Origin of the sequence: Hyphomonas sp. (assembly GCF_965284475.1) — a bacterium.
GTDB lineage: Bacteria > Pseudomonadota > Alphaproteobacteria > Caulobacterales > Hyphomonadaceae > Hyphomonas.
The window spans coordinates 1098648-1112563 of sequence record NZ_OZ260087.1 but is presented as its reverse complement, the minus strand read 5'-3'; the positions used below and the strand labels follow the sequence as shown (position 1 = coordinate 1112563).

General features: G+C 62.1%; 15 protein-coding genes. 12 read left to right on the top strand and 3 right to left on the bottom strand.

What is annotated here, in order from left to right; all coding sequences use genetic code 11:
- Positions 1-71 precede the first annotated feature (71 nt).
- The 10 genes from petA (at position 72) to ACQ66M_RS05150 (ending at position 8219) form a co-directional block, all read left to right on the top strand.
- Positions 72-644: a ubiquinol-cytochrome c reductase iron-sulfur subunit gene (gene petA / locus ACQ66M_RS05195; protein WP_350174642.1), complete on the top strand. Its 573-nt coding sequence runs from the start codon at positions 72-74 to the stop codon at positions 642-644.
- A 15-nt stretch (positions 645-659) separates the two neighbouring features.
- Positions 660-2120 carry a cytochrome b gene (locus ACQ66M_RS05190; RefSeq protein ID WP_350174640.1) on the top strand — a complete coding sequence of 487 codons (1461 nt, stop codon included), beginning with the start codon at positions 660-662 and terminating at the stop codon, positions 2118-2120.
- 19 nt (positions 2121-2139) lie between these two features.
- Positions 2140-3180: a cytochrome c1 gene (locus ACQ66M_RS05185; protein ID WP_350174638.1), complete on the top strand. Its 1041-nt coding sequence runs from the start codon at positions 2140-2142 to the stop codon at positions 3178-3180.
- Between the two features lie 83 nt (positions 3181-3263).
- Positions 3264-4142 carry an S-methyl-5'-thioadenosine phosphorylase gene (locus ACQ66M_RS05180; protein ID WP_350174636.1) on the top strand — a complete coding sequence of 293 codons (879 nt, stop codon included), beginning with the start codon at positions 3264-3266 and terminating at the stop codon, positions 4140-4142.
- Between the two features lie 68 nt (positions 4143-4210).
- Positions 4211-5002 carry a hypothetical protein gene (locus ACQ66M_RS05175; RefSeq protein ID WP_350174634.1) on the top strand — a complete coding sequence of 264 codons (792 nt, stop codon included), beginning with the start codon at positions 4211-4213 and terminating at the stop codon, positions 5000-5002.
- 103 nt (positions 5003-5105) lie between these two features.
- A complete protein-coding gene (locus ACQ66M_RS05170) occupies positions 5106-5477 on the top strand; it encodes a hypothetical protein (protein WP_430402342.1) in 372 nt (123 codons plus the stop codon).
- A gap of 140 nt (positions 5478-5617) precedes the next feature.
- A complete protein-coding gene (locus tag ACQ66M_RS05165; RefSeq protein ID WP_350174630.1) occupies positions 5618-6091 on the top strand; it encodes a YybH family protein in 474 nt (157 codons plus the stop codon).
- A 49-nt stretch (positions 6092-6140) separates the two neighbouring features.
- Positions 6141-7055 (top strand): ion transporter, encoded by a 915-nt coding sequence (locus ACQ66M_RS05160; RefSeq protein ID WP_430402340.1) that lies wholly within the window; start codon positions 6141-6143, stop codon positions 7053-7055.
- A gap of 88 nt (positions 7056-7143) precedes the next feature.
- Entirely contained in the window at positions 7144-7848 is a 705-nt protein-coding gene (locus ACQ66M_RS05155) for a molecular chaperone DjiA (RefSeq protein ID WP_350174626.1), read from the top strand.
- A gap of 92 nt (positions 7849-7940) precedes the next feature.
- Complete coding sequence (locus ACQ66M_RS05150; protein WP_350174624.1) at positions 7941-8219, top strand: hypothetical protein; 279 nt, start codon at positions 7941-7943, stop codon at positions 8217-8219.
- Between the two features lie 30 nt (positions 8220-8249).
- On the opposite strand, the gene ACQ66M_RS05145 is transcribed toward ACQ66M_RS05150, so the two are convergent.
- From ACQ66M_RS05145 to ACQ66M_RS05135, 3 genes are all read right to left on the bottom strand, one after another.
- Complete coding sequence (locus tag ACQ66M_RS05145) at positions 8250-9185, bottom strand: ribose-phosphate pyrophosphokinase (protein ID WP_350174622.1); 936 nt, start codon at positions 9183-9185, stop codon at positions 8250-8252.
- Positions 9186-9330: 145 nt separating this feature from the next.
- Positions 9331-10095, bottom strand: a complete 765-nt coding sequence (gene pgeF, locus ACQ66M_RS05140) for a peptidoglycan editing factor PgeF (protein ID WP_430402338.1) — start codon at positions 10093-10095, stop codon at positions 9331-9333.
- A 69-nt stretch (positions 10096-10164) separates the two neighbouring features.
- The gene (locus tag ACQ66M_RS05135; protein WP_430402336.1) at positions 10165-11088 is read right to left on the bottom strand and encodes a peptidylprolyl isomerase; all 924 of its coding nucleotides are present in this window, start codon (positions 11086-11088) and stop codon (positions 10165-10167) included.
- 65 nt (positions 11089-11153) lie between these two features.
- Between ACQ66M_RS05135 and ACQ66M_RS05130 the strand changes: the two genes are divergently transcribed.
- Positions 11154-12008: a 50S ribosomal protein L11 methyltransferase gene (locus tag ACQ66M_RS05130; RefSeq protein WP_350174616.1), complete on the top strand. Its 855-nt coding sequence runs from the start codon at positions 11154-11156 to the stop codon at positions 12006-12008.
- Between the two features lie 45 nt (positions 12009-12053).
- Positions 12054-13865 carry an aminopeptidase P family protein gene (locus ACQ66M_RS05125; protein ID WP_430402335.1) on the top strand — a complete coding sequence of 604 codons (1812 nt, stop codon included), beginning with the start codon at positions 12054-12056 and terminating at the stop codon, positions 13863-13865.
- Positions 13866-13916: the final 51 nt, after the last annotated feature.

The window sequence follows — 13916 nt, the reverse complement described above, 5'->3', positions numbered from 1 at the left end:
GCCGCAATGTGCAGGGCAGGTGGCCTTGTGTAATACGGGGCCAAGAATCTGCCTTGAAGGACGGGTACAGCGTGACTGATCAAACTGCACATTCCCAGGACGAAGGCGTCGACGAAGATCGCCGCAACTTCATTCACATTGCCACCGGCGCCGTGGCATTCGGTGGCATTGCTGCCTTTGCCGTCGCCGCGGTCGAGCAGTGGAACCCGGCGGCCGATACGCGCGCGGCCTCGTCGCTTGACGTCGATATCTCAAAAGTGCCGCTTGGCGGTGAAATCCGCGTGTTGATAGGCGGCAAACCGTTCTTCATCCGCCACCGCACGCCGGCAGAGATTGCTGCCGCTCAGTCGGTGAACGTGGCGATCCTGCCTGATCCGGAAACCGATGAAGCGCGCCTGCGCCCCATGGCGGACGGCACGCTCAACCGCGCCTTCCTCATCACTTCGGGTGCCTGTACCCACCTTGGCTGCGTCCCGGTGGGTCCGACGCAAGGCAATGTCGGCGCCTATGGCGGCTGGTACTGCCCATGCCACGGCTCGCAATATGATACGTCCGGCCGGATTCGCAGCGGCCCGGCCCCCACCAATCTCCCGATTCCGAACTATACCTATGTGTCGGAAACCGTGGTCAACATTTCCCTCTAAGGAAGGACATCTCTGATGAGCGGACATGAATCATCCTACACGCCAAATTCCGGCTTCGAAAAATGGCTCGACGCGCGGCTGCCGATCATTCGTTTTGCGAATGACACAGCGATCAGCTTCCCGACGCCGAAGAACCTGAACTACTGGTACACGTTTGGCGGGATCCTCGCGGTCTGCCTCGTGGTCCAGATCCTGACCGGCGTCATCCTGGCAATGCACTATGAGCCCAGCGTCGATGGTGCCTTTGCATCGGTCGAGCGGATCATGCGCGACGTGCCCTATGGCTGGCTGCTGCGCTACATTCACGCCAACGGCGCGTCGATGTTCTTCTTCGCAGTCTACATCCACATGTTCCGCGGCCTCTATTACGGGTCGTACAAGGCTCCGCGCGAAGTCCTCTGGATCCTCGGCTGTGTCATCTTCCTGCTCATGATCGCCACCGCTTTCCTCGGCTACATGCTGCCATGGGGCCAGATGTCCTATCACGGCGCCAATGTGATCACGTCGCTGTTCGGCGCTATCCCGCTTGTCGGTGAAAGCCTGCAGACATGGCTGCTTGGCGGGCCGTCGATCGGCAACCAGACGCTGCAGCGTTTCTTCTCGTTGCACTACCTGCTGCCCTTCATGATCGCAGCCGTGGTGATCCTTCACATCTGGGCCCTGCACGTTCCCGGCAACAACAACCCGACCGGCGTGGAAGTCCAGGACGTGGAAAAGGATACTGTGCCTTTCCACCCCTATTACACGGTCAAGGATGCCTTCGCGATCGTGCTGTTTCTGATGCTGTTTGCCGCCTTCGTCTTCTATGCGCCGAACGCACTCGGCCACGCTGACCAGTCGATCGAAGCCAACCCGCTGGTGACGCCGGCGCACATCGTGCCTGAATGGTACATGCTGCCCTTCTACGCGATCCTGCGCGCCATCACGTTCGATCTCGGCCCGATCCCTGCCAAGCTGCTTGGCGTGATTGCCATGTTCGCAGCCATCGCGATTCTGTTCGTGCTGCCCTGGCTCGACACGTCGAAAGTGAAATCGATGCGCTACCGCCCGGTGGCCCGCCAGTTTTTCTTCGGCTTTGTCGTGGTCTGCCTGCTGCTCGGCTGGTGTGGTGCCAAGTTGCCTGACGCGCCTGTCATCCCGGCGCTTCAGGGCGAGGAGATTCTGGTCGTCAGCTATACAGAGAACGGCCAGGAAGCGACCAGCGAGTACAAAGGCGGTCATGAGGCCTATGTCGACGCGAAGCGTTTCATGGATAGCCTTCCTGCGGGGTCCACCCCGTCGCTGGCGGCCGTGGCACCCAAGACGTTCCAGTTCAGCCAGCTCTCGCTGATCCTGACCATTCTTTACTTCGGGTACTTCTTCATATTGTTCTTCGTCGGCCTGACCGAGAAGACGAGGGAACTGCCGGAATCCATCCACAAATCCGTGCTCAAGCGCCACAAGGCGCAGACAGCCACCGCCGTTCCGGCCGAATAGGGAGCCTCGAGGTAGATCCATGAAAGCGTTCCGCATTCTCGCTGCCGGTCTTGCCGGCCTCAGCCTCGCAGCCATGGCGCACGCCGAAGGCGGCGCCGCCCATCCGCATGAACCCAAGGGCGGCTGGCCCTTTGACGGCATTACCGGCCAGTTCGACATGCCATCCGTCCAGCGCGGCTATCAGGTCTACCGGGAGGTCTGCGCGTCCTGCCACTCGATGAAGCTGATGAGCTATCGCAATCTCGGCGAGCCGGGCGGCCCGTTTTATGACGCCGATTATCCGAACGCGAACGACAACCCGTTCGTCAAGGCGCTTGCCGCGGATGTTGAAATCCAGAGCCCGACACCGAACGATGTCGGCGACTATGATTTCCGCCCCGCAACACCTGCCGACGCGTTCCGCTCGCCCTATGCGAATGAGAATGCTGCGCGCGCTGCCAATAATGGTGCGGCGCCCCCTGACCTGTCTGTCATAACCAAGGCCCGTCACGGCGGCGCCAGCTATGTCTACAGTCTGCTGGCCGGTTATCCGTCAGACGAGGCCATCGCTACCCGAGAAGTGACACCGGCCCAGGTGACGACACCTGCATCCGACAATGGCACGCCCGATGATCCAGCCGATGATGTCGCCGAAGTTTCGGAACCGGCTGTCATGCAAACCGTCATCGACATGTCAAAAGTCCACGTTTCCGGATACGAAGCGGCTGACGGGGACCACGGCGAGGCCGGCATCCTGATCCAGCCTGCAGGCCAGTATTACAACCCCTACATGTCTGGTGATACGACGCCGCAATATGAAGGCGATCCGCGTCACGCCCCTGCCGGGGGCTTCCTGGCCATGGGCCCGCAACTGCCACCCGGCCGCGTCACCTACAATGACGGCACCGAGGCCACGACTGATCAGATGTCGTACGACGTGGCCCAGTTCCTGGCCTGGGCCAGCGAGCCGAAGCAGACCAACCGCAAGTCGCTCGGCCTGCCGGTCATGATCTATCTCGGCATCCTGAGCATCCTCTTGTGGTTCTCCTACAAGCGCATCTGGCGCAAGGTCGAGCACTAGGCTTGATCTGACATTCTGTTGAATTGACGACCCCGCCCGGACTGGTGTCCAGAGGCGGGGTTTTCATTTTTGGGATATTACACATGACCAAATGGACGCTTGGCATTATCGGCGGATCCGGCCTTTATGAAATTGAGGGGCTGGAAGACCGCCGCGAGGCGCATGTCCAGACAGTCTGGGGCGCGCCATCCGACATGCTTGTGCGCGGGCACATCGGGCCGGTGGAACTCGTCTTCCTGCCCCGGCATGGCAGGGGCCATCGCCTCAGCCCGTCGACCGTGCCCTACCGCGCCAATATCGCCGCGCTGAAAGCCGCCGGTGTCACCGATATCGTCTCGATTTCCGCCTGTGGCAGCCTGAAGGAACAATACGTGCCGGGTCATTTCGTGGCGGTGGACCAGTTCATCGACCGCACCGTGGCGCGTGAGTCCACCTTCTTCGGCCCGGGAATGGTGGCCCATGTCTCGATGGCACGTCCCGTCTGTTCGCGGCTGTCTGCGCTGGCAGCTGAGGCGGCGGAAGGCGCGGGCGTCACACTGCACCGGGGCGGCACCTATCTCGCCATGGAGGGGCCGCAATTCTCGTCACTCGCGGAATCGCAGCTGTATCGCCAGTGGGGCTGTGATGTGATCGGCATGACGGCGATGCCTGAGGCCAAGCTCGCCCGCGAAGCGGAACTGCCCTATGCGACCCTCGCCATGGTGACTGATTATGATTGCTGGCGCGAGGCCGAAGAGGCAGTCAACGTGACGAACGTCCTCGAAATCATGGGTCGCAACAGCGCGCTGGCGCGCCGGGCCGTGGTCGAACTGGCGCTGAGGCTGGCCGAAATACCGCGCACGCCATCGCCCGACGGCATTGATACCTGCCTCGATCATGCCCTGATAACCGCGCCGGCGGCCCGCGACCCTGCCATGCTTGAAAAACTGCAAGTGATTGCAGGCCGGGCGCTTGACGGTTAAGCTTTCCTTGCAATTGGCCGGGGGCAAGGCTGTTCAGGCCGCGCAGGACAATTGAAGGGGACCTCAGAATGAGCGAGTCGGATTTCTATACTTTTTTTACCGGTGGGCTTGGCCTGCTGATTGCCGCAGCGCTCCTGATTGCCTGGCAACTCTGGCGCTTGCGCGATGATGAACGTGACGGGGCGCTGTCGGCCCTCGAAGGCGTAAGCCATGAATTGCGCATCAATCTGCAGCGCATGGTCAATGAAGTCGCCCAGATCGCCGCCAATCACGAGGCGGGACCCGACGCGCTCCTGCCGATCCGTCACCCGCAGCTCGATGGCGTGAATTCCACCATGATCCGGGCAAACCGCAACGCAATTGCGGTTGTCGGCGCCACTTATCAGGAACTCGAAGCCCGCAAGATGGGCCTGCGTGCAACACTGGCCCAGGGCCGCGATCCGTCCACCTCGCTGGACGATGCCATGGATGCCGTCATTAACGGCATCGCCACGCTCTACATGTGGGAAGTCCATGATGGCGCCCGCCCGGCGGACGCCGGTACGGTGCGCAGCTGGCATGTGCGCGACTGGATGAAAAGCCACGGATTCAGCCAGAATGCACTGCCGGGCATGTACCTGCGCGATGAAGTGGTGGAGCGCCTGCGGGCCTATGGCCTGGACCTGACACCGCAGCCGCTGACCCATACGGCCCATGAATACTACAATATGCAGTATGACCGGCAGGCCGACATTCACGGCCCGCTGGGCAGGCGCAAGCCGCCCAAGGCAGTGGAAGATGACGACATCGCAGATGAAGACGATGACGAACCAGCCATCGCAAAAGGCGGTGCCGGGACTGCGGAAGCTGACCTGCACTAGGTGCCGCGTGGGCGGTATCTGACATTCCCGGGGCATGGCGGATACCGGAGGAACCATTGCGGCAGTGAGGCGTCAGTCTGGCTCTTGCAACAGGAGCCTCAACATGAAACGCACGCTGACTGCCTCTGCCGCCATTCTCTCGATCATTGGCGCACCCGCCTATGCGCAGGTCCAGGGCATCGACACGACAACCACCGCCGAAACGGACGCGGGAATCGACATTGCGCCACCCAGCATGGAAACCGGCGCGGAAATCGTGATTGAGGGCGAGCCCAGGCCTGATGACGCACTGTCGGTTGAAGCGCAGGGCGATGCGGACCTGCCGGCACCTGAGACCGAAATGGATACCGATATCGACCTCGATAGCAGTCTTCCGGTCCGGCCGACCGTCGATACGGATCTGAAAAGTGAATTTGAGCCCGAACCCGAACTCGACCTTAATGAGGCGCTCGATCTGAAAATTTCCGACCAGTAGTAAGGACGTATCGCATTCGCAGCGTCCGGACCCACCCCGCCGGACGCTCGCGTCGGCCCGGTTCGCCCCTTTTTGGCGGACCGGGCTTTTTCGTTTCGCAAACCCGGCTAAAGTGTCTGCAGCTTCTGGAGACATCGGACATGAAACACTTCGTCGCCGCGCTTGTTCTGGCCCTGCCTGTCATAGCCTGTGCCACTCCTCAGGCCGTATCGGCCCCCATCGTGACGCCGGCACAGGCGGAACTTGAGGCGGCAAGTATTACTGCCGTGCTCGAAGCACAGGATGCGGCCTGGAATCGCGGTGACATTGACGCGTTCATGGATGGATACTGGCGCTCACCCGAACTGCGCTTTGCCTCTGGCGGCAACGTCACGCGTGGCTGGGATGAAACCAATGCGCGGTACAAGCGCGTCTATGCCACGCCGGACCTGATGGGACGCCTGTCGACGTCCGGCTACGAGATCGTGATCCTGTCGCCGGATGCTGCGATCGCGCATGGTTCCTGGCGGCTCGACCGGGCCGGTGACCAGCCATCCGGGCTCTACACGCTTGTCATGCGTAAGATCGATGGGGAATGGCTGATTGTGTCCGATACGACGACATCGGCTGGCTGAAATCAGATTGCACGATTGGCAGGTGGCGCCATAACGGGCAATACCGCGCATGGGCGACGCAACCGGTGACGGAGATCAACGCATGACGCGGGCAACACTCGACATTGAGACCAGCCATTCCGCGCTTGAACGCGAAATTGAGCGGCCTTGGTTCCGCCATTTCATCACCATCCTGATTGTCATCAATGCCGTGGTCCTTGGCATCCTGACCTATCGCGAGAGCCTGTCGCCGGGACTGGTGCGGGCACTGGAAGTATTCGACATCGCCGTCACCTGGGTGTTTGCGACTGAAATCCTGTTGAAACTGGTTGTCTACCGGCTCCAGTTCTTCAAATCCGGCTGGAACTGGTTTGATTTCGTCGTCATCGGCGTGTCCATGATACCGGGCAGTGCGGCGTTCAGCGTGCTGCGCGCCATGCGTGTCCTGCGCGTGCTGCGCCTGTTGCACATCGTTCCCGTGATGAAGCGCATCACCGAGGCCCTGATGAAAGCGCTTCCGGGCATGGGAGCCATTTTCGCGGTTCTGGCGCTGGTCACCTATGTCGGCGCGGTCATGGCCACCAACATGTTTGGCGATACGTCGGATCCTGACGTCGCGCTCCTGTTCGGCGACCTGCCGAAATCGGCCTATTCCCTGTTCCAGGTCATGACAATGGACGGCTGGCGCTTCGAAGTGGTCCAGAAAGTTATCGATGACGGCAATCCCTATGCCTGGATATTCTTCATCATCTTCATCTTCATCGCCAGTTTCGCCATCCTCAACCTGTTCATCGCCCTCGTTGTGGACGCGTTGGCATCCGAACAGAAGGCGCTTCTGGAAGAGGGGCTGGAGGATATCGAGGATGAGATCGAGGAAGAATTCGAGGATGCCCACGCCCAGCGGGATGAAATTTTGAAGGCGTTGAACGCGATGCGCGCCGAGATTGCAGAGCTGAAACAGCTGGTGGACACACGCCAAAAGTGATTCGAAGCGCGATGCATGGCAAATCCTTCACGCACTTGTCACCATGCCTCACTCACATCCGGCGAAATTCCTGCTATAGGAATGCAGGATGAGTCTGTGGACACGACTGCTTGAGGGCGGCAACCGCCCGTTTGAACCGGATTCGTCGGCCGAACCCGCGATCGAGGGTATCGAGTGTGCCCCCGATCCCAATGATGTTGGATTTACCGCTGCGGTTGTCGGATTGGGTGCCAAGCTCGCCATGGCCGATGGCGCGGTCACCGATCGGGAAATCATGGTGTTCTCGCGCGTTTTCCGCGCTGCGCCCGAGGATGCCGACAATGTCCGGCGCGTGTTCAATATCGCCCGCCAGACCGTGCGCGGCTATGAAAGCTATGCCCGCCGGATTGGCCGCAAGTACAGGAACCGGCCCTGCCTGCTCGAAGGCGTGCTGGATGGCCTGTTCCAGATCGCGGGGGCTGACGGTGTGGTCACTGATGCCGAAATGCAGTTCCTGAAGAATGTGAGCCAGGCGTTCGGGTTCAGCGAGGGCACTTTCCGACGCATTCGCGCAAGCCATCTCGGGCCGGAACGTGATGATCCCTACCAGGTGCTCGGCGTTCCGCATGACGCGGAATTCAAGTCGATCCGCGCGGCCTATCGCCAGCTGATGTCGGACCATCACCCTGACCGGGTCGTACAGATGGGCGCCCCGCGCGAGTTCGAGACGGCTGCCCATGCCAAGGCCGCAGCGATCACGGCTGCCTATGCCCAGATTCGCACCGAACGCGGCCTCCTGGTCAGGCCGGACTAGGCAGAGGAAACAAATGGCACGCCGCTGGCATGGCGCGTCATTGACGCGCTGCCATCATGCCGCCATGTTGGCAGGCGATAGAAGGATCTGACATGACCCATAACGCATCAGGCCTGTTCCCATTCAATCTCGCTGGCGCCGCGCGCGGCGGGATCGCCCTGTTCCTTCAGGTTATGATCGGCATGTTGCTGGTGGCTGCCGCCGGCATGTTCGCCGTGATGACCGCCATTGCCGGGCTGATGCTTGCCGGGGCCGCCCTCGTCATGCGTTTTGCGGGTCGGCGTCCAATGCCTGCGCCCCGCTCCCCATCAGAAGAAGAGCCGCTGACGCTCAATGCCCGCCGCACGCCCCGCGGCTGGACCGTGGAATAGTCGCACGACAGTTTGTCATCTGGAAATGCCCTAGCGGTCGAACAGTTTCGAGACGCTTTCCTCGTTGGCGATGCGGCGGATGGCTTCGCCGAGAAGGGGGGCGATGGGCAGGATGCGAATCGATTTCGATTTCAGCGCGGCTTCTGACGGCTGGATCGTGTCGGTCATCACCAGCTCATCCAGGACCGAATTCTCGATCCGCTTGACTGCTTCGCCCGACAGGACGCCATGTGTGACATAGGCCGATACGCCCGTTGCGCCATGTTCTTTCAGCGCGGTGGCAGCGTTGGCCAGTGTGCCGCCACTATCACACATGTCGTCCAGCATGATGCAATGTGCGCCCTCGACCGAGCCGATAATGTTCATGACTTCCGACTTGCCCGCTTCCGGGCGCCGCTTGTCGACAATCGCAAGATCGGCGTCGATCCGCTTGGCCAGCGACCTGGCGCGTACCACGCCGCCCACATCAGGCGACACGACCATGATCTTCTGGCCGGCGAAGCGCTCCTTGATGTCGTCGACCATGACCGGCCCGCCGAACAGGTTGTCGGTCGGAATATCGAAAAAGCCCTGAATCTGGCCGGCATGGAGATCGACCGTCAACACGCGGTCAGCGCCCGCCGAGCAGATGAGGTTTGCGACCAGTTTTGCCGAGATCGGCGTACGGCCATCAGTCTTGCGATCCTGACGTGCGTAGCCGAAATAGGGGATCACTGCCGTGATGCGCCGGGCTGAGGCGCGCTTCAGCGCGTCCATGCAGATTAGCAGCTGCATCAGATTGTCATTGGCAGGATAGGACGTCGACTGGATCACGAACACGTCTTCGCCGCGAACATTCTCGTCAATGCGGACGAAAATTTCCTGATCGGCAAAGGATTTGACTTCTGATCGTGTGAGCCGCGTGTCGAGATAGTCTGCAATGGCTTCGGCCAAGGGGCGGTTCGCGTTGCACGATAGAAGTTTCATGGTCTCATTACCCCGAGCTACCCGGCACCCGTGACGCTTCTGTAACAAAGTCCTGCGAGTCGCAACCGGCAAAACACGGCTGGGTGCGGTGCGCAGGCCATGAAGTGGCAGGCGCGCTGAATCGGCAACACTCCAAGCGGCGCGATCAGTCCCGCAGCAGGATCACCGACCCGTTGCGCCCGTAATCGGCTTCGCCGCGATGATTGCGGCGCCGATTGGAGAAGTATTCCGCCTCCATCGCGCATGTATCATGGCCCACATCCGTGACGGCGCCAATGCCGATCGCGTCCAGGCGCTGGCGCGCAAAGCCCGGCAGGTCGAACTGGAAACGGTCATCCTTTCCGGGGCGAAACAGCATCTCGCTTCCGGGCTGGCTGGTCATGAACGTATCCCGGAATTCGGGGCCGACCTCGTAACTCGCCTGGCCGATTGTCGGCCCGATGGCGGCGTGGATGCGCGCGCGCTCGGCACCCATCCTGGTCATCGCCGCAACCGTGGCTTCAAGCACGCCGCCCAGTGCGCCTTTCCAGCCGGCATGTGCCGCGCCGATTACGCCGGCCTCGGCATCCGCAAACAGGACCGGCGTGCAGTCTGCCGTCAGAATGCAGAGGCCGATGCCGGGCCGGTTGGTCACCATCGCATCTGCCTGCGGCCGGTCAGTCCATGGTGCATCGACGGGAACAACGCTGGCAGAATGAACCTGGTAGCAGGACAAAAGGTGCCGCGCGCCCAGCGTGGCGCCAACCAGCGCGCGGTTGCGGCTGATCGCGTCCGGCTTGTCGCCGGAGCCTTCGCCGACATTCAGACTGTCATAGAGGCCCGTGGACACGCCGCCCTGTCGGCCGAAAAAGCCGTGAGTGATGCCCTGCAATCGTGCGAGGCCCGGACAGGTGCTGAACGGTATTGCCATCCCCGTATCGGTGAAATGCGCGGCGGCCGGTGTCAAGTCCGCGCGCATGCTGGTCCCGCGCCGGGACGGTCAGTTGCCGTTTTGCGGCGTCACCCGGCGGGCCGGCACAGGCAGGCTGCACACGTCCAGCACGCGCGGCGGTGTGTGCACGAAGGCATCAATGCCGGAATAGTCGCGCTTGGACATTTTCAGGGCGTTCCATTCTGCGCCCGGTGTGGCCATGACTTCGTAAGCTGGCCGGGTATTCTCCGGCAGGTCCGCTGCCAGCACGACGGACAGGATCTCATTGCCTGCCAGCCGCTCGGCGCGCGCCGCGAAGGCCGCCTTTGATGCTGCTTCGCCTTTCTCGAACAGGTCCGGGTGGTTCTCCTCGGCCTCCGGATCCACCCGCTTTAAACGGTGCACATTGTCCATGCCGGCAATTACCCGGCCGAAGACAGTATAGTTGCGGTCAAGATAGCGCCGGGGCCCGAACGGGATGTAGAACTCGATCGACCCGGTATCCGGCCCGTCATTGCGCGCCATGCCCAGCGCCCCCGTACAATTGAGCAACCATTCCTGCTCGTCCTCACGGCCAGCGGCAAATCCTCCGCGGTGACCAGCTGTTGGGGCAAACAGGTCGGCATTGCCAACAGGATCAAACCCGGCCGCGGGCACAGTGCGCTCAGCCTCAAGCGGCAGTCCGGGCCAGTTGCCGAGCCGCTGGTCAAACTCGAGGCCAGCCTGCGCGACATGTCCTTCGACCACCCGGTAGAAATACTCGCCTTCGAACACGCCCGACCGGACAGCCGCGCGGAACTGCGCGGCATGACCTGGCGCAGCCTCAGAGGCGAGTTCCACGGCGACGGTGCCGGTTGTGGTTTCGAGCAGGACAAGGTTCTCCGGCGAGACGGGTCGCCACGGTTCGACGCCACCCTCCGCGCGCCCCTGCTGCCCGCCGACACACCCCGTCACCCCCACCAGCATGGCCGCGACCACCCACTTGCCCCACATGGCTTATACCCCCTGCTAATCACGCCTCTGGCGCCCGGACGCCTTGCCTGCTAAGCGCCTGCGCCATGTACCAGATAACCGCCAAAGGCGCACGGGCGCCAATCGAAACTGCATGGGATGCGCTCGCCTGGGCCGATCCGTCACCGGCCGGGGCTGTCGATGCCAAGGAAGACGGCCGGGTCGCTTGGCGGCTGGATGCGTTTACCGAAACGCTCGAGGATGCCGAGGCATGCGTTGATATCATTCAGGAAGTCTCCCCTGAACTGGTCGCGCGGATTGAGGAACTTGAAGATCGTGACTGGGTGACCCTGTCGCTGGAAGGCCTGCCGCCCGTTGCTGCGGGGCCATTTTTCGTCGCGGGCAGCCATGCTCTCGCCAAGATGGCGCCGGGCAAGATCGCGGTCCTCATCGAGGCCGGGCCGGCCTTCGGGACGGGCCATCACGGCACCACGCTCGGCTGCCTCCTGGCGCTGGACGAGGTGCGCCGCCGGCGCGCCATCGGCAAAGTGCTCGATCTTGGAACGGGATCAGGCGTTCTCGCAATCGCTGCCATGAAAGCAGGCGCCCATTCGGCTATTGGCACGGACATTGATTTCGACAGCGTGCGGGTGGCCAACGAGAACGCGTTCAAGAACCATGTGACCGGGTTCACGGCCTTGCACATCACAGGGGCGAACACGCCGCGCATCCGTCAGGGAGGGCCCTATGACACTGTATTTGCCAACATCCTGATGAAGCCACTCATCGGCCTTGCCCCCACCATTGCCCCCCTTACCGCCGCGGGTGGGACGATCATCCTGTCCGGCCTGCTGCACCACCAGGCCGCACCGGTGCGCAACGCCTTCGCGTCGCGGGGCCTCAGCTTTCAGCGGCGTATCAAGCAGGATGGCTGGTCAACGCTCGTCTTCCGAAAACCCTGACCTCCCGCCTTTCCATGATCACGCTGCAGCGGTAAGACTGCTGGCATGAGACAGACATTTGATATCAAGGGCGGGCCGCAAGACGGCCGGGCCCATTTGCCGCTCCTTCGCAAGGAGCTTACCGCCATGAAACTCGACGGCCTGTATGTGCCGCACGATGATGAATACCAGAATGAATACCTGCCTGATGCCAATGAGCGTCTGGCATGGGTCAGCGGTTTTACCGGTTCATTCGGCAATGCGTTCATCTTCACCGATCGCGCCGTGCTGTTCGCGGATGGCCGCTACACAATACAGGCGGCTGACCAGACCGACCCTGACCTGTTTGAAATCCAGGGCATTCCGGAGCCCGGCGCGTTCGGCTGGCTGAAAATGCAGGACATGACCGGCAAGACAATCGGCTATGACCCCAAACTGGTCAGCCCGAATGAAGTGGCGCTGCTTAAACAGGCGGCGGCCTCTGCGGGTGCCAAACTGGTGGCGGTTGCCGAAAACCCGATTGACCGGGCCTGGGCAGACCGCCCTGACCAGCCCTCGGCCCCCGTCGTGGCGCACGCGGTTGAATATGCCGGCATGGAACATGCGGAGAAACGCGCGCTCATCGGCCAGTCCCTGAAGGCTGACAGGGCCGATGCGGCTGTGATTACGTCGCCTGCGTCAATCGCCTGGGCGTTCAACATTCGCGGCGGTGATGTGAGTTGTACGCCGCTGCCGCTCGGACGCGCGATCCTGCGCGCCGACGGGTCGGCCGATCTTTTCATCGACGAAGCCAAGGTCAGCGATAACCTGCGCACCCATCTCGGCAATGGCGTGACGGTCCGGCCGCTGCCCCAGCTGGAAAGTGCGCTCGGCGATCTCAGGGGCAAGACGGTCAGCGTCGACCCCGACATCGCGTCGGCCTGGTTCTTCGACACGCTGGAGGCGGCTGGCGCGACGGTTCTGCGCCAGCGCGATCCGGTCGCCCTGCCGAAGGCATGCAAGAACGCGGCGGAGATTGCAGGCACGACGCAAGCGCATGCGCGCGATGGCGTGGCCCTGACGCGCTTCCTGCACTGGCTGGACACCGAGGCCCAGAGCGGCAAGGTCACCGAAATTGACGCCGTCATGCAGCTGGAAGCCTTCCGCGAAGAGCTGAACGCGATGAATGACCTGTCCTTCCCGACCATTTCAGGCGCAGGCCCGCACGGCGCGCTGCCGCACTATCGCGTCTCGACGGCGTCCAACCGAGTGCTCGAGCGCGGCTCGCTCTTCCTCGTGGATTCCGGCGGCCAGTATCTCGACGGGACCACTGATGTGACCCGCACGGTTCCGATCGGCGAAGCGAGCGACGATATGCGGCGCCATTACACGTTGGTGCTGAAGGGCCACATCGCGCTCGCCGCCGTGCGCTTCCCGCACGGAACGACCGGTACACACCTTGATGTGCTGGCGCGCCACGCACTCTGGCAGGCCGGGCTCGACTACCAGCACGGCACCGGGCATGGCGTCGGCGTCTATCTCGGCGTCCATGAAGGCCCGCATCGGATTGCCAAGCCGTGGAATGCGGTTCCGCTGGCGCCCGGCATGATCGTGTCGAACGAGCCGGGCTATTACCGCGAGGGCCAGTACGGCATTCGCATCGAGAACCTGCAATATGTCACGCAGCCGGCTCCGGTTTCGGGCGGCGAAATCGACATGATGGGATTTGAATGCCTCACCTTTGCGCCGCTCTCGCGCGACCTGATCGTGACGAACCTCCTGTCAGACGACGAACGGGCCTGGGTCGATGACTATCACGCGCGCGTCCGGGACCTGTTGTCCGACAAGCTCGACGACGGCGTAAAGGCCTGGCTGAAAGGCGCTTGCGCACCGCTCTGAATTCCGGACTGAAGATTCTTGTTGTTCCTGTTTTGTTCCAATGGTATTGGG

What these genes read in the sequence shown, in the direction of transcription:
- ACQ66M_RS05165 (WP_350174630.1), top strand. Translation starts at nt 5,618, where the DNA reads ATGAAACACTTCGTCGCCGCGCTTGTTCTGGCCCTGCCTGTCATAGCC.
- ACQ66M_RS05150 (WP_350174624.1), top strand. Translation starts at nt 7,941, where the DNA reads ATGACCCATAACGCATCAGGCCTGTTCCCATTCAATCTCGCTGGCGCC.
- ACQ66M_RS05135 (WP_430402336.1), bottom strand. Translation starts at nt 11,088, where the DNA reads ATGTGGGGCAAGTGGGTGGTCGCGGCCATGCTGGTGGGGGTGACGGGG.
- ACQ66M_RS05185 (WP_350174638.1), top strand. Translation starts at nt 2,140, where the DNA reads ATGAAAGCGTTCCGCATTCTCGCTGCCGGTCTTGCCGGCCTCAGCCTC.
- ACQ66M_RS05170 (WP_430402342.1), top strand. Translation starts at nt 5,106, where the DNA reads ATGAAACGCACGCTGACTGCCTCTGCCGCCATTCTCTCGATCATTGGC.
- ACQ66M_RS05160 (WP_430402340.1), top strand. Translation starts at nt 6,141, where the DNA reads ATGGGCGACGCAACCGGTGACGGAGATCAACGCATGACGCGGGCAACA.
- ACQ66M_RS05130 (WP_350174616.1), top strand. Translation starts at nt 11,154, where the DNA reads ATGTACCAGATAACCGCCAAAGGCGCACGGGCGCCAATCGAAACTGCA.
- pgeF (WP_430402338.1), bottom strand. Translation starts at nt 10,095, where the DNA reads ATGGCAATACCGTTCAGCACCTGTCCGGGCCTCGCACGATTGCAGGGC.
- ACQ66M_RS05125 (WP_430402335.1), top strand. Translation starts at nt 12,054, where the DNA reads ATGAGACAGACATTTGATATCAAGGGCGGGCCGCAAGACGGCCGGGCC.
- ACQ66M_RS05190 (WP_350174640.1), top strand. Translation starts at nt 660, where the DNA reads ATGAGCGGACATGAATCATCCTACACGCCAAATTCCGGCTTCGAAAAA.
- ACQ66M_RS05145 (WP_350174622.1), bottom strand. Translation starts at nt 9,185, where the DNA reads ATGAAACTTCTATCGTGCAACGCGAACCGCCCCTTGGCCGAAGCCATT.
- ACQ66M_RS05155 (WP_350174626.1), top strand. Translation starts at nt 7,144, where the DNA reads ATGAGTCTGTGGACACGACTGCTTGAGGGCGGCAACCGCCCGTTTGAA.
- ACQ66M_RS05175 (WP_350174634.1), top strand. Translation starts at nt 4,211, where the DNA reads ATGAGCGAGTCGGATTTCTATACTTTTTTTACCGGTGGGCTTGGCCTG.
- ACQ66M_RS05180 (WP_350174636.1), top strand. Translation starts at nt 3,264, where the DNA reads ATGACCAAATGGACGCTTGGCATTATCGGCGGATCCGGCCTTTATGAA.